This window comes from Bifidobacterium parmae (assembly GCF_002860365.1).
Lineage (GTDB): Bacteria > Actinomycetota > Actinomycetes > Actinomycetales > Bifidobacteriaceae > Bifidobacterium > Bifidobacterium parmae.
Window position 1 is genome coordinate 178,232 of sequence record NZ_NMWT01000001.1, and the last position, 19,758, is coordinate 197,989.

Genomic DNA, 19,758 nt, shown 5'->3' on the forward strand with positions numbered 1-19,758 from the left:
ACGCATTATGGCACAGGGCAAGTCGGGTATGGGCAGGTCGGGTACGCAGCGCACGCGCAGGCCGGGCGGACGCAAGCTGAGCAAACGGCAGCGTGCGGTCTATCGTCGGCGTCGCATCGTCGTCGGCGTCGCGCTGCTGGTCGCGCTCGCGCTCGTCGTGTTCTGCGGGTACAGCCTGTCGCGCGGCGTGGGCGCGGTGTGGGGCGCGACGTACGGCAGCGTGGACCGTGCCGCGCTGGAACGCGACACGACGCCCACGCCGCATCGCACCACCGGCGTGAAGGACTGCTCCGCGAAGGACACGCGCCTGTCGCTCACCGCGAAGTCCGCGACGGTGGCGGTCGGCGGTTCGATGGAGTTCGTCGCGACGATCGAGCATGACGGCGCGGATTCGTGTCTGATCGACGCGTCCGATTCGGGGCGTGTGCTCACGATCACGTCGGCCGACGGCAAGGACACGGTGTGGACGTCCGACTCGTGCCCGGCGGACGCGAGGATGCTGCTCATGGCGAAGGGCGACAAGGACGTGCAGACGCTCACGTGGGGCGCGAACCGCACGGGCTCGGAGTGCGTGGAGAACCAGGACGATCTGCCGAAGGTGGACCGCGGCGCGTACGTCGCGCGGCTGAGTCTCAGGAACGCCCCCAAGGTCGTCAGCGAGAAGGTCACCATCGAAGTCCAATAGGCCACGCGCCCCCAGCGCGAGACCTTGCCTCCCCGGAGGGAGTCGTGATGGGGTGGATCTGTGTCGCCCCCGCTGACGGGGGCTGGCGAGCCCGGACGATGTGCAGACGCGCCGTCTTGAGGTGTCGCCCCCGCTGGCGGGGGCTGGCGTGGATGACGGCGTTCTGGAATTGGCTGACGTAGGTGTCGCCCCCGCTGGCGGGGGCTGGCGGCCTTTGGCCGACTGGGGGTGGTTGCGGTCGGTGGCCACCTTCGGTCGCGCTGCGCGCGCCAGCTCCAGCCGGCGGGAACGGGAATGAAGACGTGCGCCCGTTTGAGCGGGCGGGGCGGGAAAGTCCTTACATACCGCTATTCTTTGTAATTTGCATACGGTGTGTCATATTGCGGGCATGCCTCCACACAACGAAGCTCGCATAGGCATATGGTGGCCATGCTTGCTTCGACGGGGAAAACGAACACATAGCGAGCGATAAGGAACGTCCATTGGCTACTGAAGCTACGACGAACACCACCACCATCACCGCACGCGCCGACCAGCACGACATCGACCTGCACAAGGCGTCGGATCGCGTGAACTTCGGTTCCATCAAGGAACCCATCGACGTGCCCTACCTCCTGGGCGTCCAGACCGACAGCTTCGACTGGCTGATCGGCAACGAACGCTGGAAGGCGCGCGTCGCGAAGGACGAGGAGAACGGCACGGTCACCACGCCGCACGTCTCCGGCCTCGACGAGGTCTTCAACGAGATCTCCCCGATCGAGAACTTCGCGCAGACCATGTCCCTCACCTTCTCCGACCCGTACTTCGAGGAGCCGCGCCACACGGTCCAGGAGTGCAAGGAGAAGGACTACACCTACTCCGCCCCGCTGTACGTGAACGCCGAGTTCGAGAACGGCGAGACCGGCGAGATCAAGTCCCAGACCGTGTTCATGGGCGACTTCCCGCTGCAGACCGCGCACGGCACGTTCATCATCGGCGGCACCGAGCGCGTCATCGTCTCCCAGCTCGTGCGCTCCCCGGGCGTCTACTTCGACCGCCAGCAGGACCGCACCTCCGACAAGGAGGTCTTCGGCGCGAAGATCATCCCGTCGCGCGGCGCGTGGCTCGAGTTCGAGATCGACAAGAAGGACCAGCCGCAGGTGCGCGTGGACCGCAAGCGCAAGCAGTCCGCGATCGTGTTCCTCATGGCCATCGGCATGACCAAGCCGGAGATCCGCGAGGCGTTCAAGGACTACCCGCTGGTGCTCGACGCCTTGGAGAAGGAGACCCTCCAGACCCAGGACGAGGCCCTCGTCGACCTGTACCGCAAGATCCGTCCGGCCGACACCCCGACCCCGGACGCGGGCCGCAACCTGCTCGACTCCTTCTACTTCAACACGAAGCGCTACGATCTGGCCCGCGTCGGCCGCTACAAGATCGACCGCAAGCTCGGCCTGGAGAACGAGGTCAACGACCGCTCCCTCCACAAAGAGGACATCATCGCGACGATCAAGTACCTGTGCACGCTGCATGACGGCAAGGACACCTTCCCGGGCAAGCGCAACGGCGAGGACGTGGACCTGCGCGTCGACGTCGACGACATCGACCACTTCGGCAACCGCCGCATCCGCCAGGTCGGCGAGCTGATCCAGAACCAGCTGCGCACCGGCCTGTCCCGCATGGAGCGCGTCGTGCGCGAGCGCATGACCACGCAGGACGCCGAGGCGATCACCCCGCAGTCCCTGATCAACATCCGCCCGGTGAACGCCACCATCAAGGAGTTCTTCGGCACCTCGCAGCTGTCGCAGTTCATGGACCAGAACAACCCGCTGTCCGGCGTGACGAACAAGCGTCGTCTCTCCGCGCTGGGCCCCGGCGGCCTGTCCCGCGACCGCGCCTCCATGGAGGTGCGCGACGTGCACCCGTCCCACTTCGGCCGCATGTGCCCGATCGAGTCCCCTGAAGGCCCGAACATCGGCCTCATCGGCTCGCTGGCGACCTTCGGCCGCGTCAACCCGTTCGGCTTCATCGAGACCCCGTACCGCAAGGTCGTCGACGGCCACGTGACCGACGAGGTCGAGTACATGACCGCCGACCGCGATCTCGACCACGTGATCGCCCAGGCCAACCAGGAGCTCGACAAGAACGGCAACTTCGTCCAGAAGTCCGCCCTCGCCCGAGTTGGCGAGGAGGAGGCGGTCGATGTGCCCGTCAGCCAGGTCGACTACATGGACGTCTCCCCGCGCCAGATGGTCTCCCTCGGCGCCTCGCTGATTCCGTTCCTCGAGCACGACGAGGGCCACCGAGCGCTCATGGGCACCAACATGCAGCGCCAGGCCGTCCCGCTGATCGAGTCCGAGCGCCCGCTCGTCGGCACCGGCTCCGAGTGGCGCGCCGCCAACGACTCCGGCGACGTCATCAAGTCGGAGAAGGACGGCGTGGTCACCTACGTCTCCGCCGACATGATCCGCGTGATGAACGACGACGGCACGACCAGCTCCTACAAGCTGGCCAAGTTCCAGCGCTCCAACCAGACCACCTGCTACAACCAGCGTCCGATCGTCCACGACGGCGAGCGCGTCGAGGCCGGCACCGTGATGGCCGACGGCCCGGCGATCGAGAAGGGCGAGCTGGCCCTCGGCAAGAACCTGCTCATCGCGTTCATGCCGTGGAACGGCTACAACTACGAGGACGCCGTGATCATCTCCCAGCGTCTCGTCCAGGACGACACGCTCTCCTCCATCCACATCGAGGAGTACGAGATCGACGCCCGCGAGACCAAGCTGGGTGCCGAGGAGATCACCCGCGACCTGCCGAACGTCGGCGAGGACGCGGTCGCGAACCTCGACGAGCGCGGCATCATCCGCATCGGCGCCGAGGTCGAGGCCGGCGACATCCTCGTCGGCAAGGTCACGCCGAAGGGCGAGACCGAGCTGACCCCGGAGGAGCGCCTGCTGCGCGCCATCTTCGGCGAGAAGTCCCGCGAGGTGCGCGACACCTCGCTGCGCGTGCCCCACGGCGAGACCGGCACGGTCATCGGCGTCAAGGAGATCACCCGCGAGGACGCCGAGGAGGACGGCGACGAGCTGCCCAACGGCGTCAACCAGATGATCCGCGTCTACATCGCCCAGCACCGCAAGATCACGGTGGGCGACAAGCTCTCCGGCCGCCACGGCAACAAGGGCTGCATCTCCCGCATCCTGCCCGAGGAGGACATGCCGTTCCTCGCCGACGGCACCCCGGTCGACATCATGCTCAACCCGCTCGGCGTGCCGTCCCGAATGAACCTCGGCCAGGTGCTCGAGCTGCACCTCGGCTGGATCGCGCACTCCGGCTGGGACATCTCCCTCGACCCGGACCTCGAGGCCGAGTGGAAGAAGCTCGTGCCCGCCGGCGCCGAGAAGGCGGAGCCGGGCACCCCGGTCGCGACCCCGGTGTTCGACGGCGTCAAGCCGGACGTGCTCAAGGGCCTGCTGTCCACCACGCTGCCGAACCGCGACGGCGACCGTCTGGTCGGCCCGGACGGCAAGGCCACGCTGTTCGACGGCCGCACCGGCGAGCCGTTCGCGCGTCCGATCTCCGTGGGCTACATGTACATGCTGAAGCTCCACCACCTGGTCGACGACAAGATCCACGCCCGCTCCACCGGCCCGTACTCGATGATCACCCAGCAGCCGCTGGGCGGCAAGGCGCAGTTCGGCGGCCAGCGCTTCGGCGAGATGGAGGTGTGGGCCCTCGAGGCCTACGGCGCCGCGTATACGCTGCACGAGATGATGACCACCAAGTCCGACGACGTGGACGGCCGCGTGCGCGTCTACGGCGCGATCGTCAAGGGCGAGAACCTGCCGCCGGCGGGCATCCCCGAGTCCTTCAAGGTGCTCCTCAAGGAGATGCAGTCCCTGTCCCTGAACGTCGAGGTGCTCAACGCCGAAGGCCAGGCCATCGACATGAAGGACGAGGACGACGATCCGGCCGGCTCCTCCGACGACCTCGGCTTCAACATCGGCGCCCGCCCCGACGCGGCCGCGAAGGAAGACCAGGCCGCCGCACAGCCCGAGTACCAGTGAGACCCATCGAGAACCGTAAGCAAGCGTAAGTAAGGACGAAAACAACAGTGCTGGACGTCAACGCATTCGACAAGCTTCGCATCGGCCTGGCCACCGCGGACGATATCCGCGGCTGGAGCCACGGCGAGGTCAAGAAGCCCGAAACCATCAACTACCGCACCCTGAAGCCGGAGAAGGACGGTCTGTTCGGCGAGCAGATCTTCGGACCGACCCGTGACTGGGAGTGCGCCTGCGGCAAGTACAAGCGCGTGCGCTTCAAGGGCATCGTGTGCGAGCGATGCGGCGTGGAGGTCACCCGCTCCCGCGTCCGCCGCGAGCGCATGGGCCACATCGAGCTGGCCGCCCCCGTCACCCACATCTGGTTCTTCAAGGGCGTGCCGTCCCGTCTGGGCTACATGCTCAACGTGACCCCGAAGGACCTGGAGAAGGTCATCTACTTCGCCTCCTACATGGTCACCGCCGTGAACGAGGAGCAGCGTCACCAGGACCTGCCGGACCTGCAGGACGAGTTCGACCACGAGATCGCGAACTTCGAGAAGCGCCGCGACGTCGAGATCGAGGACCGCGCCAAGAAGGTCGAGGCCGATCTGCACGAGCTCGAGGAGGCCGGCGAGGCCAAGGGCGCCGCGAAGGCCAAGCTGCGCAACGGCGCCGAGCGCGACATGGCGGCCATCCGCCAGCGCTACGACGACCAGATCGCGCGTCTGAACGCCGTGTTCGACAAGTTCAAGAAGCTCAAGGCCGGCGACATCATCGACGACGTGGACCTGTGGCGCGAGATGCAGGACCGCTACGAGGACTACTTCGAGGGCTCCATGGGCGCCGAGGCGGTCAAGAAGCGCCTGCAGTCCCTCGACCTCGAGGCCATCGCCGCCGAGCTGCGCGAGGAGATCAAGGACGCGTCCGAGCAGCGCAAGACCAAGGCCCTCAAGCGCCTCAAGGTCGTCAACGCGTTCCTGTCCACCGGCAACAAGCCGGAGGCCATGGTGCTCGACGTGATCCCGGTCATCCCGCCGGACCTGCGCCCGATGGTCCAGCTGGACGGCGGCCGCTTCGCGACCTCCGACCTCAACGACCTGTACCGTCGCGTCATCAACCGCAACAACCGTCTGAAGCGCCTCATCGAGCTCGGCGCCCCGGAGATCATGCTCAACAACGAGAAGCGCATGCTCCAGGAGGCCGTCGACTCCCTGTTCGACAACGGCCGCCGCGGCCGTCCGGTCACCGGCGCCTCGAACCGCCCGCTCAAGTCCCTGTCCGACATGCTCAAGGGCAAGCAGGGCCGCTTCCGCCAGAACCTGCTCGGCAAGCGCGTCGACTACTCCGGCCGTTCCGTGATCGTCGTCGGCCCGTCGCTGCGCATGCACCAGTGCGGCCTGCCGAAGCCGATGGCGCTCGAGCTGTTCAAGCCGTTCGTCATCAAGCGTCTCGTCGATATGAACTACGCGCAGAACATGAAGAGCGCGAAGCGCATGGTCGACCGCGGCGACACCGAGGTGTACGGCGTGCTCGAGGAGGTCATCTCCGAGCATCCGGTGCTCCTCAACCGCGCGCCTACGCTGCACCGTCTGGGCATCCAGGCGTTCGAGCCGATCCTGGTCGAGGGCAAGGCCATCCACCTGCCGCCGCTCGCCTGCGCCGCGTTCAACGCCGACTTCGACGGCGACCAGATGGCCGTCCACCTGCCGCTGTCCGCCGAGGCCCAGGCCGAGGCCCGCTCGCTGATGATGGCCTCCGACAACATCCTGAAGCCGGCCGACGGCCACACCGTGACCATGCCGTCCCAGGACATGATCCTCGGCCTGTACTACCTGTCCACCGTGGTGGAGGGCGTCAAGGGCCAGGGCCGCGTGTTCTCCTCGCTGGCCGAGGCCGAGATGGCGCTCGACCTGCACGAGATCGACATGCAGGCCAAGGTGCTCATCCGCGTGCCGAAGGACTTCGTCCTGCCGTCCAACTGGGAGCCGGGCGAGCTCAAGGTCGCCGATCCGGACGCCCAGAACGGCGAGACCGTCGTCAAGGAGGAGCGTTTCCAGGACGGTACCGCCCTGTTCGCCACCTCCTACGGCCGCGTGCTGTTCAACCAGACCCTGCCGGTCGACTACCCGTTCGTCAACGAGCAGGTCGGCAAGAAGCGTCTGGCGAAGATCGTCGACGACATCGCGACCCGCTACTCCACCGCCCAGGTGGCCGCCTCGCTGGACGCCCTGAAGGATCTCGGCTTCACCCGCGCGCCGTGGTCCGGCGTGTCCTTCGCGTTCTCCGACGTCATCGAGCCGGGCGAGCGCAACACCCTCGTCGCCAAGTACGAGGACGAGGCCGCCCAGGTCAACGACAACTTCGAGATGGGTCTTCTGACCGAGGAGGAGCGCCGCCAGGAGCTCATCGACCTGTGGACGAAGTGCACCGCCGAAGTGTCGAAGGCCGTCGAGCACGACTTCGATCCGCTCAACAACCTCGCCATCATCGTCCAGTCGGGCGCGCGAGGCAACATGATGCAGATCAACCAGATCGCCGGCATGCGTGGCCTCGTGGCCAACCCGAAGGGCGAGATCATCCCCCGTCCGGTGAAGTCCAACTACCGCGACGGCCTGTCCGTGCTGGAGTACTTCATCTCCCAGCACGGCGCCCGCAAGGGTCTGGCCGATACCGCACTGCGTACCGCCGAGTCGGGCTACCTGACCCGTCGTCTGGTCGACGTCTCCCAGGACGTGATCGTCCGCGAGGAGGACTGCGGCACCAAGCAGGGCATCGACATCCGCGTGGCCGACCGCGACGCCGACGGCAACCTCGTGCTCGTCAAGAACGCGGACGGCGGCCCGTACTCCCGTCTGCTCGCGGCCGACGTCATCGACCCGGCCGACGGCAAGACCGTGCTGTACAAGCGCGACGACGCCCTGTCGATGGACGTGCTCAACGACCTCGTCGCCCACGGCGTCGAGTTCGTCAAGTGCCGTTCCGTGCTCTCCTGCGCCTCCAAGCGCGGCGTGTGCGCGAAGTGCTACGGCTGGTCGATGGCCACCAACAAGCTGGTCGACGTCGGCGAGACCGTCGGCATCGTCGCGGCCCAGTCCATCGGCGAGCCCGGCACCCAGCTGACGCTGCGTTCCTTCCACTCCGGCGGCGTCGCCTCGGCCTCCGATATCACGCAGGGTCTCCCGCGTGTCACCGAGCTTTTCGAAGCCCGCACGCCGAAGGGCGAGTCCCCGATCGCCGAGTTCGCCGGCACCATCAAGGTGGTGGACGGCGACCGCGGCCGCCAGGTCATCCTCACCCCGGACGCCGACTCCGGCGCCCCGGTCGAGGACGGCGAGATCAAGCCGATCACGTACAACGTGTCGCGCCGCGTCCCGCTGCTCGTGAAGGACGGCGAGCACGTCGCCACCGGCACGCAGCTCATCGAGGGTTCCGTCGATCCGAAGAAGATCCTGCGCATCCTCAACAAGCGCGCCGCGCAGATGAACATCGTCGAGGAAGTGCACAACGTGTACCGCTCCCAGGGCGTCGACATCCACGACAAGCACATCGAGGTCATCGTCCACCAGATGAGCCGTCGCATCACCGTGATCGACTCCGGCGAGACCGACCTGCTGCCCGGCGAGCTGGTCGACCAGCAGCGCTTCCGCGAGGTCAACAAGGCCGCCGTGCAGGCGGGCAAGAAGCCGGCCTCCGGCCGTCCGGAGCTCATGGGCATCACGAAGGCCTCGCTGGCCACCGACTCGTGGCTGTCCGCCGCCTCCTTCCAGGAGACGACCCGCGTGCTCACCGACGCCGCCCTGAACCAGAAGGTCGACGACCTGAAGGGCCTCAAGGAGAACGTCATCATCGGTAAGCTCATCCCGGCCGGTACCGGCCTGGCCCGCTACCGCAACGCGGTGGTCGAGCCGGACAAGGCGATCCGCGACACCATCTACCCGAACTTCGGTCTGGGCGGCGACGCGGACGGCGAGGGCCTCGACTTCACCGACGGCGACATGAACGATGTGGACTTCTCCAACATCGACTTCGGCGACCTGAAGCTCGGCGAGGACTTCAACCCGGACGACTTCCTGGACGACCAGGGCGGCACCGCTGGCTTCGGCGGCGACGCTGACGCCTCAGGCGACGGCTCCGCCGACCTGCCGGACCTGAAGCTCCCCGGTGACGACGGCACGGACGGCGACGGCGCGAACGGCGCCGACGACGATCCGACCGCGATCGTCTGAGAGCGGGTCTCCGTCCGGTCGGATGGTCGGGTATAGGACCTTATATATAGGACCTCCGGGAACCGGATGAGAGGGTCATCCACGGGCCGGTGGCACATGCCTCACGCATGTGCCACCGGCCCGTTCCGTTATGCGCCGGACCACCCCCAGTCGGCTTCGCCGACAGCCCCCGCCGGCGGGGGCGGTGTTCCTCCCGCTGGCGGGAGGTGGCGCGTAGCGTCGGAGGGTGGTCCGCGGGCGGCACCGGGGTCCGTCGGATGGCGGGGGCGGTGTTGCCTCCCGCTGGCGGGAGGTGGCGCGCAGCGTCGGAGGGTGGTCGGCGGTCGGCCCGGGGAACGGCCTGTTCCGTTGGCGGGCCACCCCCAGTCGGCTTCGCCGACAGCCCTCGCCGGCGGGGGGCGGTGTTGTCTCCCGCTGGCGGGAGGTGGCGCGTAGCGCCGGAGGGTGGTTCGCGGTCGGCCCTAGGGTGGTCGGCGGGCGGCCCGGGGAACGGCCCGTTCCGTTACGTGAGATGGTCCGCGATGTTACGGAATGTCGCCTAAACGACACCTCGGCCGCCCGTAATCGTTTACATCTCTAGAGTTTGTCGGTTTTCCGGGGTACTGTTGGCTTCAGTGTCGCCAGAGGTATGCGTGGGATGTTGTTCGTACTCGCCGCCGACGGCGTGAACGTAATGGAGAACGAGCAACTTAGAGATGAGAAGTTGAGAAGGGGCCGCGCGTATGGTGGCTGAAAACACGCTTGTCGGCAAGCGCTACCGCATCCTGACGCAGATCGGCAAGGGCGGCATGTCGACCGTCTATCTGGCGTTGGATTCGTCGCTGAACAAGCAGTGGGCGATCAAGGAGATCAGGAACGTCTCCGACCCCGTCCAGCGTGATCTGGTGATCAAGAGCCTCACGGTCGAGGCGAACATGATCAAGCGTTTCGACCATCCGGCGATCCCGCGCATCGTCGACCTGATCGAGGAGAAGGGCTCGCTGTTCGTCGTCATGGACTTCGTCGAAGGCCAGACGCTGTCGAGCCTACTCAAGAAGGAGGGGCCGCAGAAGGAGAAGGACGTCGTCGACTGGGGCATCCAGCTGTGCGACGTGCTCGACTACCTGCACCGCCGCAAGCCGCCGGTCGTGTTCCGCGACATGAAGCCGTCGAACGTGATGCTCACGCCCGACGGTTCCGTCAAGCTCATCGACTTTGGCATCGCGCTGGAGATCGGCAAGGGCGAGCGCCCGCTCATCGGCGACAACCGCCAGCTCGGCACGCCGGGCTTCGGCGCCCCCGAACAGTTCGACGAGAACGGCGTCGTCGACCAGCGCACCGACATCTACGCGCTCGGCGCGACCCTGTTCTACCTGCTCACCGGCTCGCACCCGCGCAAGAACGGCATCGTGCCGATCCGCCAGATCCGTCCGGAACTGAGCGAGGGCCTGGAGCGCGTGATCGCGAAGGCGACGCGCAAGGATCCGAACGAGCGCTACAACTCGTGCGCCGAGTTCGCGTACGCGCTGCGCCACTACACCGAGGAGGACACCGCCCACCGCAACGCGTTGCTCACCAAGTGGCGCGGCTTCCTCGGCACGGCGATCGCCTCGGTCGTGTGCCTCGCGCTTTCCGGCGGCATGCTGCTGCTCGCCAACCACGCGCAGAACACCGACTACGACTACTGGATGGCGCAGGGCGCGCAGAACTCCGACGACACCGCCTCGCAGGACGCCTACCTCAAAGCCATCGACATCAAGCCGGGCAGCACGGAGCCGTACAAGAAGCTCATCACTCGTTACACGGCGGACGGCAGCTTCACCGACAAGGAGGAGCGCGTCTACAACACGGCGATCACCACGCATTCCTCCGACCTCGCGAAGGACGAGAACGCGTGGGCCGATCTGAGCTACGCGACCGGCCGCATGTACTGGTACTACTACTCCGGTTCGCGCATCAAGTCCGCCGGATCCTCGTCCGACGCCGACCCGCTGCGCTACGCGCGCATCCGCGCCGCCTCGCAGTGGATGCACAACGCCTCGTCGGACAAGGGCTACAAGAACGCATCCGTCGCGAAGATGTACGCCGACATCGCCGACTTCAACACGCAGATCGTGCCGCTCATCAACGAGGGCAACGACGGCGGCAAGTACAAGCCGTACTTCAACAAGCTCAAGGACCTCGTCGACTCCGCCGATCAGGAGGACAACGACGTGATCCGTCTTGAGGCCTCGAACCTCGCGCTCGACGCGCTGCGCGTCTACCCGCGCAAGTTCCGCGCCGACGGCATCGGACAGCGCGACATGGCCGATCTGGCCCGCAAGGCCAACGATCTGGCCGGCAAGGTCGAGCCCACCACCGACGCGCAGGACAAGTCCCAGCAGGAGGCCGTCGAGGCCTATCAACCCACGATCGAAGCGATCAACAACGCCTTCGTCGATATCAAGGGGGATGCCAAGTGAACGCCGATACCTTCAGGACCCTAGCGGTCGTCTTCCTCGCGCTGGCCATCGTGCTGGCGGTCGTCGCGGTCGTGCTGTACCGCGTGTTCGACATCCGCGCCGTGCGTGACGCGTTGAGCGGCCGCACCGCGGCACGCGAGATCGCGGACCTCAGGCACGTGCGCCGCGGCCAGTGGCAGCACGCCGACGAGTTCGCGCGCATCGGCAAGCGCGGCGCGAAGCGAGGCTCCGCGTCCGACGGCGGTACCGGCACCGGATCGACCGGCACCGGTTCCAGCGACATCGAATTCCGTCCGGTCACCGGCACGGGCTCCGGCTCGTTCCCGACGAACCCGGGCGAGACGCGCGAATCGCAGGAGCCGCACGACGAGACGCGTGCCGGCGCGGGCGCGAAGGTCGCCCCGCAGACCGCCTCCGCCGCGGCCGGCAAGCACGCGCACGGCGGTGCGGCCAAGCCCGCCGGCAAGTCCGGCAAGACGCGCGGCACGTCCGCGCCGAAGTCCAGGTCCCAGGCAGACGAGCCGTCCCCGATCGCGGACGACGGCGAATCCACCGTGCTCGGCTCCCGCGCCAAGCTCGACGCGCCGAACCTGGACGATCATTTCGTGGAGATCCCGGTCGCCATGGCGTCGGCCGCCGAACTCGCCGACGAGGGGGAGACCTCGCTCATGCAGTTCCGCAAGACCGACCAGCACACGACCGAAGACGATGATGAATCCCGCACCATTCTGGTACGTGGAGGGAAGAACAAGTGATGAATCCGAATACCGAACAATCCACCGGCCCGAAGAAGGCCAGTAGCACGCTGTGGAAGGCGTTGCTCGGCGGCGTCGTGTCCATCGCGATGATCGCCAGCACGAACGCCGTCGTCGCCTACGCGAACCCGGCGAACACGAACGGCGACGCCACCACGTCCCAGACGCCCGCCGACGGCACGAACGCCGCTGACAGCGGCAAGACCGACGACACCGGCAACGCCGACGCGAACGGCACCGGCTCCGGCGACGGCAATACGCAGAACGGCACGAACGCCGGTGACGGCACGCAGAACGGTTCCGACGGCACGAACGCCGGCACCGGCACCGACAACGGCAACACCGGTGCCGGCGACACCGCGAGCGTGGCCGCGCCGAGCGCCGTCACGCTCGACGGTTCCGCCACCGCCGCCACGTTCAAGGAGAAGGACGCGAACGGCCAGGATCAGGACGTCACCTACGATCTGGTGAACGGTGACGGCTGGTCCGTGAAGATCACGGCCGCAGGCGCCTCCCAGGTGCAGGTGTCCGGCTGGTACAGCCTCGACGGCACGACCGCCTGCGCCACCGCGCAGGAGCAAGGCGACGCCAAGAAGTGCGCGCAGATCCCCGCCGACAAGGGCATCGTCGCCAACCCGGACGCCAACGGCGTGTTCACGTTCACGCCCGGCGACGGCGTCTACAGCCTCGCCGCCCTGAACGTGCAGGCGTTCGACGCGAACGGCAAGGCGTCCGACGCCGTGAACCTCGGCGAACTCGCCGGCAAGACGACCGGCTCCACGCTGAAGAACGTCGCCAAGCTCGTCGTCGACACCGACGCGAGCAAGACCACCACGCTCACCGCAGACACGACGCCGGTGAAGAACGGCAGCGACCTGTCCCAGAAGGTCGACTCGTTCACCATCGCCAACGCCAACCCGCTGTTCGCCCAGCGTATGCGCATCCTCGCCGCGCAGAACCCGAAGCCGCAGCTGCTGACCGTCGGCTCCACGAACTTCGGCGACGCCGCGGAAGCGCAGGCCAAGGGCGGCAAGTACGTCGTGACCATCGACGCCGCGGCCGCCGGCAATGACGCGTTCGCCAAGGACGCCGCCTACACCGTGGCGCTGAACGGCGCCGCGCTCGGCTCCGGCGCCGCCCAGACCTCCACGTCGTTCACCATCGACAACGAGAAGCCGGCCCAGCCCGTCAAGCTAGGCATCGCCCTCGCCGCCGGCGAGACGGTGCTCAAGGATGACGCCGACGAATGGCTGGTGACCGGCGACCACGCGCTCACCATCACCCCCGCCGCCGACACCGCCGGCATCGCCGCCGTGACCATCCTCGACAAGGACGGGAAAAAGGTCGCCGACCTCACGGCCGACACCGACGGCACCTACCATTGGACGCTCGCCGCCGACGCGACCTACGACCTGAGCAAGTACCAGGTCACCGTCACCGACGACGCCGGACTGGTCTCCGACCCGGTCGCGCTCGACACGATTGCCCGCGCCGACGGCTTCAACGCCGCCAAGGTGATCGTCGCCACCGACGACGCCGCGAAGAGCAAGGTCACGTTCGCCGTGACCGGCGACCTCAAGCCGGGCGGCACCTACAACTCCATCAGCGGCATCACCCTGTCCAACAAGAACGACCGGTACTTCGCCAAGCGCGTCGAACTGATGAAGACGCAGCTGGGCAACGGCAACCTCGTCGAAGTGGTCGATGCGGACGGCAACGTCAAAGACGGCTATTCCGCCGCCAAGCTCCAGGCGAAGAACGGCACCGAGTTCCAACTCACGTTCGATCAGGAACTCAAGCTCGGCAAGTACTCGCTCCGTCTCACCGATGCGGCCATCGCATACCTGAACAACGTCGATCCGACCGTCATCGGCGATCTCACCGTCGACGACGTCGCGCCGACCATCAGCAAGGTGACCTACACACCGGACGCAGGCAGCACCCAGCAGCTCTCCGGCAAGGTGCTCTACGCCAACGCGAAGCAGTCCGCCCCGCGGATCGTCGTCGAGACCGCAGATGACGTCAGCGGCGTGGCCAAGGTCGTCGTGAACGCGCAGTTCCAGAAGCTCAACGCGGACGGCTCGCTCGGCAACGTCGAGAACAAGGCCATCGAAGCCGCGCAGCAGCCGGACGGCACCTGGGTCGCCACGCTCAACGACCAGGGCGCCTACGATTTCTCGAATGCCATCGTCGACTCGACCGACAATGCCGAGAACCCCGCGCACTTCGAGTTCAACGGCGCGGCCGACGGCACGCTGGCCTTCGACGACACCACGCTGTTCGTCTCCACCTCCGCCAGCAAGGACGCGGACTTCGCCGCCTCCATCGCCATCGATCCGAACGCCGCCTCGACCAACAAGGTCAACGCGGTGAAGCTCGAATCCACCTCCGCGTGGTTCAAGCAGATTGTCGCGAACCTGCCGAAGGACGCCAACGGCGACCTCATCGTCGCCAACGGCGTCTCCGACACCGGCGCTTCGTACGCGCTGGCCGCGGGCGCCGTCAGCGGCAAGGACAGCAAGTTCTCGCTGGCCCTCGGCACCGCCGCGTTCGACGTTCTCGTCGAAGCCCAGAAGAACGGCAACCATACGATCGCGATCGCGGCGCCGTTCACCGGCAGCGACAAGACGTTCCTGTTCGATGACGTGCCTGCCGCGATCACCGGTTTCAAGTACGACAACAACGGCACCGAGGATTCCATCGACGATGGAGACCTCAGCACCGGCGACGGCGACGTCAAGCGTGAGCTCGTGTTCACCGCGAAGGATCTGCTGTCCGACGGCACCGACGACTCCGGCAAGACCGCCGGCGTCAAACAGGTCACCGCCACAATCGGATCCGGCGACGCCCAGAAGCTCACCGACAACGGCGACGGCACCTACACGCTGACGCTCGACAAGCCCGGCACCTACGTGCTGTCCGACATCCAGATCGCCGTCGAGGACCAGACCGGCAACGCGACGCCCGCCCAGTCCGTCGCCGACCTCGTCAAGAAGCTGGATGCCGACGGCCCGCTCAAGGACGTCACCTCCATCACCATCGCCGACGCCGCCGCCGACGCGAAGGTCGTCACCACGCTGCTGGTGAACGGCAAGGAGTACGATGTCGCCGCCGACAAGGCCATCTACCTCAAGGGAGACAAGGCCCCGACCATCCAGATCAAGGTGAGCGGCAACAAGAACTTCACCAAGCGTTGGAACGCCGCCGTCAAGACCGGCATCCCGGTGCTCGCCAGCACGCTGTCCGCCACGGGGGCCGCCCAGGCCTATGGCTCGGTCGTGCTCGACTCCTACGTCAAGAGCGGCGACGACTACATTATCACGCTGAAGCCCGCCACCGGCGCCAAGGACCTCATGTCCGCCGCGGACAACGGCCTGTACACGGTGAGTCTCGACACCGCCGCGCTCAACGGGAACAAGGCCATGCGCCAGCTGCTCGGCAAGCGGACGGGCGGCAGGTACACGGTGGCCGAGAAGTCCTTCTCCCTCGGCGTCGACAACGTCGAGCCGTCGTTCACCGCGCTCACGTACACGGCGGGCAAGAACGATCTGTCCGGCACCGTGAACGGCGAGGGGCACGTACTCGCCAACGGTTCCCGTGAGATCTCCTTCTCCGCCCATGACCTGTTCGCCGCGCTCAAGCAGGGCGACCAGGCCGGACAGACCAAGGACGACGCCAACGTCGCCGGCCTGCTGGACGTCACCGCCAAGGTGACCGTCGAAGGTTTCGACGGCACGACCAAGACCGAGGATCTCAAGCTCCAGGGCAACAACGGTACATACACCGCCAAGCTCGGCGACAACGGCGACGGCATCTACAAGCTGTCGAACGTGAGGATCACCGTGTCCGACAACGCGAAGAAGTTCACCAAGGACGACGACATCGCCACCAGCGACAACGCCAACACGAAGACGGTCAGCCTCGCCGACATCAAGCAGCAGCTCGGTGCCGCGGGCGTCCCCGACCAGGTGGCCGTCAGCAAGTCCAAGGGCACCGCCGAGACGCTCGTCAACGGCAAGTCGGTCAAGGACGAAGGCCAGTACTACACGAAGGACATCGAATCCGTCACCATCAAGGTGAAGGACGATCCGGCCTTCGCGTTCCGCGCCGCCATCCTCAAGGCCCAGTACGGAACGACCAACGTGTTCGACGGCAGCTCGGTCCAGTACTCCACCGTGAACAAGACCGGCCTGAGCGCCACCATCGCCGATGCCGACATCGACACGAACGCCGCCACGCTCACGTGGACCGGTGCCAAGCTGAATACGCTGTTCGTGCCGCTCGCCACGGCGATCGCCGCAGGCAAGACGCAGACCAACGGCAACTACACGATCAAGGCCCCGCTCACGGACGGCGCCGTCGCGCTGCTCGCCTCCCCGAAGGACGTGAAGTTCACACTCGACGAGGTCGCCCCCGAGATCTCGAAGATCTCCGGTGCCGAAGGCGTCGAAGGCGTGTCCCTCGTCAGGGGCTTCGACGTCAAGGGCAAGTCCTACGACGTGTACGCTGCAGCCGGCGAACAGAAGATCAAGCTGTACGTCAAGGACCTCCTGCCTGAAGGCCAGTCCGACGCGGCCGTGCGCAACGACGACAACGTCAAGAACGAGGTCGGCACGTCCGGCATCGACGACAAGTCGGTGACGTTCTCCGTGCCGGCTCCGGTCGATCTCGAAGGCAACGCGATTATCGGCGGTCACGCCGACACCGACAAGCAGGCCGACGACTACGACCCCGCCAAGGGCATCTTCACCATCACGCTCGATCAGGAAGGCTTCTACGACCTCAACGCCATCACGGTGACCGTCAAGGACGCCGCCGGCAACGAACACAAGAACGCCCCCATCCTCAGCGCCCCGGTGAAGGACAAGATCAACTACACCGCCATCGTCGCCGACGTGAACGACGACAACAGCGCGAAGCTGATCGTGAACAACGTGGCCGGCAACCCGAAGTCGCGCGATCCGGAGTACTACTACCGCGGCAAGACGCGCGCCACCTACGAGATCACCGACAAGTGGTTCCCGCTGTACCAGAAGCTGACCAAGCTCCACTCCAACCTGCTTGCCGGCAGCACCGGCGACACCACGCCCCAGGATCCGAACACCGGCGAGACCGATGTCAAGGAGCTCAAGGTCACCGACGGCACGTGGACGAAGAACGGCGACACGTGGACGCTCGCCGACCAGCCGATCCAGCTCAAGGGCAACAACGCCGAAGTCGAAGGCAAGTACCACCTGAACCTCACCTACAAGGGTCTGCGTTCGGAACAGAAGAACGCCAACAAGGACTTCGTCATGGACTGGACCGCTCCGAAGCTCGGCAACCTCACCTCCTCGGTGACGAGCCCGGCCAAGTGGAACTGGATCTTCGCGACCACCGGCGTGACCGTCACGCTCGACGGCGTCAACGATTCGATCTCCGGCATCTGCTCCGCCGCCGCGAACAACAGCCCCGACAGCCATGACTGCGCCAGCAAGGGCGAGGAGAGCGTCAGGTTCTCGCAGCTCGGCTTCGACAAGTGGATCTCCGATCTCGGAGAGCATCCGGCCCCGGCCGTCGCCTACGCGGGCACCACCGCCGGCGGCTCGATCAGCTTCGGCTTCGACGGCGACAGCCAGCGTCTCACGCTCGGCAACACCTCGATCGCCCTCACCGACGCGGCCGGCAACCCGGTCGACACCGGCGCGCTCAACACGTACGAGGGCGTGAACGGCGACAAGGCCGCCAGCAACGTCAAGGGTGTCGAAGGCATCGCCATCGACACGGTCGCGCCGACGATCTCCATCGCGTACGACAACAACGACGTGCGCAACGGCAAGTACTACAAGGCGCACCGCACCGGCACCGTCACGCTCGTCGAATCGAACTTCGACTTCTCGTTGAAGAACGAGCCGGCGCGCGTGGTCGTCACCACCACGGTCGACGGGGAGAAGCACACCTACGGCGTCGCCTCGTTCAGCAACCCGAGCGGTGACCGGAAGACCTACGTCGCCACGTTCAAGGCCGACAGGGACGGCGACTGGACGGTCGACGCCTCCTACACGGATCCGGGCGACCACGCCTCCAACGTGATCCACGAGGAGTTCACGGTCGACACGGTCGCCCCGGTGCTGACCCTCACGTTCGACAACAACAACGTGAAGAACGGCATGTACTATTCCGCCGACCGCAACGCCACCGTGCGCGAGGTGGAGCGCAACTTCTCCGAATCCGAGTCGGTGATCACCACCACCGCGAAGGACGACAACAAGGCCGACCAGCCCGCTCCGGGCGCGTCCGGCTGGGTCCGCACGGGCGGCGAACGCGAGTCCACCGAGTGGATGAACCACGTCGCCTTCACCGGTGAGCTCCACTACACGATCAAGGCGACCGCGACCGATCTCGCCGGCAACGTGGCGCAGGAGGTCAGCGAACCCGAGTTCGTGATCGACAAGACCAAGCCGTCCATCAAGATCGACCGCGTGGAGGACAAGACCGCGTACGCGGGCACCGTCGCGCCGCTCATCACCACGGACGACACGAACATCGACATGAGCAAGGTCAAGTGGACCCTCAAGGGCGCCCACCGCGGCGAACTGAAGGACAAGAAGCTCCCGCAGTCCACCACGAAGGACACGGACAACTCGCAGGTCGTCGACTTCGCCGACTTCGAACGTAAGGTCGCCATCGACGACGTGTACACGCTGACCGCCGAAGCCACCGACATGGCCGGCAACACGTACAAGACGCAGAAGACGTTCTCCGCGAACCGCTTCGGCTCCACGTACGTGTTCACCGCGGGCACGCAGAACCTGCGCGGCGCCTTCATCAAGAAGTCGCAGCCCGTCACCGTCAGCGAGATCAACGTGTCCGGCCTCGACCAGGGCAAGTCGCACGTGGTCGTCGCCAAGGACGCCTCCGCCAAGCAGCTCGCCGACAAGGACTTCACGATGAAGACCACCGACGACAAGGGCTGGAGCCGCACCGAGTACACGATCCCCGCGAAGCAGTTCGACGAGGACGGCTACTACCGCGTGCAGCTCACCTCCGAGGACAAGGCCGGCAACCTGTCGCAGAACACGATGGAGAAGAAGGACGAGGACCGCAAGTCCAACGCGGAGGTCAACTTCGCGCTTGACACGACCGCCCCGACCTCCGCCGCGCTCGGCGTGACCTCCGGCAACGTCTACCTCGACCAGAACGGCCGCAGCGTGGGCATCGACGCGAAGGACAACCTGCAGGTCGCCTCCGCCGAGATTGCCGTGGACGGCGAGACGCAGGCCACGTGGAACGGCAACACGCTCCTCAAGAGCACGCCGACGTTCCGCCTGCCCGCCGACGGCGCCCGCCACGAGATCACCGTGACCACCGTCGACAAGGCCGGCAACCAGTCCACCGCCGTGTACGACAACATCACGATCGCCTCCAACTGGTGGCAGTACGCGATGAGCACGCCGTGGATCCGCAACACGATGATCTTCGGTGCGATCATCGTGATCGCCGCGATCGCCGGAGCGATCGTCGCGATCAGCCGCCGGAGGAAGTCGCTCGCCTACCGCGACAACCCCTTCGGCAGGGAGTAGATGAATGCGGCCGGACCCGTCCGAACAAGGAAGGGTCCGGCCGCTTCCTTATCGGATGAGCGAA

At 66.4% G+C, this 19,758-nt stretch carries 6 protein-coding genes; all 6 read left to right on the forward strand.

Features of this window, described 5'->3' with window-relative positions; all coding sequences use genetic code 11:
- The first annotated feature begins 7 nt into the window (after window positions 1-7).
- The 6 genes from Uis4E_RS00735 to Uis4E_RS00760 all read left to right on the forward strand — a co-directional run bounded on the left by Uis4E_RS00735 (window position 8) and on the right by Uis4E_RS00760 (window position 19,694).
- Window positions 8-685: a hypothetical protein gene (locus Uis4E_RS00735; protein WP_243394259.1), complete on the forward strand. Its 678-nt coding sequence runs from the start codon at window positions 8-10 to the stop codon at window positions 683-685.
- 482 nt (window positions 686-1,167) lie between these two features.
- Window positions 1,168-4,731 (forward strand): DNA-directed RNA polymerase subunit beta, encoded by a 3,564-nt coding sequence (gene rpoB, locus Uis4E_RS00740; RefSeq protein ID WP_101621338.1) that lies wholly within the window; start codon window positions 1,168-1,170, stop codon window positions 4,729-4,731.
- Window positions 4,732-4,778: 47 nt separating this feature from the next.
- Window positions 4,779-8,936, forward strand: coding sequence for a DNA-directed RNA polymerase subunit beta' (locus tag Uis4E_RS00745; RefSeq protein ID WP_101621339.1), 4,158 nt, complete (start codon window positions 4,779-4,781; stop codon window positions 8,934-8,936).
- Between the two features lie 722 nt (window positions 8,937-9,658).
- Window positions 9,659-11,377: a serine/threonine protein kinase gene (locus Uis4E_RS00750; protein ID WP_101621340.1), complete on the forward strand. Its 1,719-nt coding sequence runs from the start codon at window positions 9,659-9,661 to the stop codon at window positions 11,375-11,377.
- Window positions 11,374-12,132, forward strand: coding sequence for a hypothetical protein (locus Uis4E_RS00755; protein WP_101621341.1), 759 nt, complete (start codon window positions 11,374-11,376; stop codon window positions 12,130-12,132). Before Uis4E_RS00750 ends, Uis4E_RS00755 begins: the two co-directional genes overlap by 4 nt.
- The gene (locus tag Uis4E_RS00760; RefSeq protein ID WP_165784791.1) at window positions 12,129-19,694 is read left to right on the forward strand and encodes a beta strand repeat-containing protein; all 7,566 of its coding nucleotides are present in this window, start codon (window positions 12,129-12,131) and stop codon (window positions 19,692-19,694) included. The genes Uis4E_RS00755 and Uis4E_RS00760 overlap by 4 nt, the downstream gene beginning before the upstream one ends.
- Window positions 19,695-19,758: the final 64 nt, after the last annotated feature.

Excerpts from the sequence above, each read along its gene's own strand:
- Uis4E_RS00735 (WP_243394259.1), top strand. The coding sequence starts at position 8 with ATGGCACAGGGCAAGTCGGGTATGGGCAGGTCGGGTACGCAGCGCACG.
- Uis4E_RS00750 (WP_101621340.1), top strand. The coding sequence starts at position 9,659 with ATGGTGGCTGAAAACACGCTTGTCGGCAAGCGCTACCGCATCCTGACG.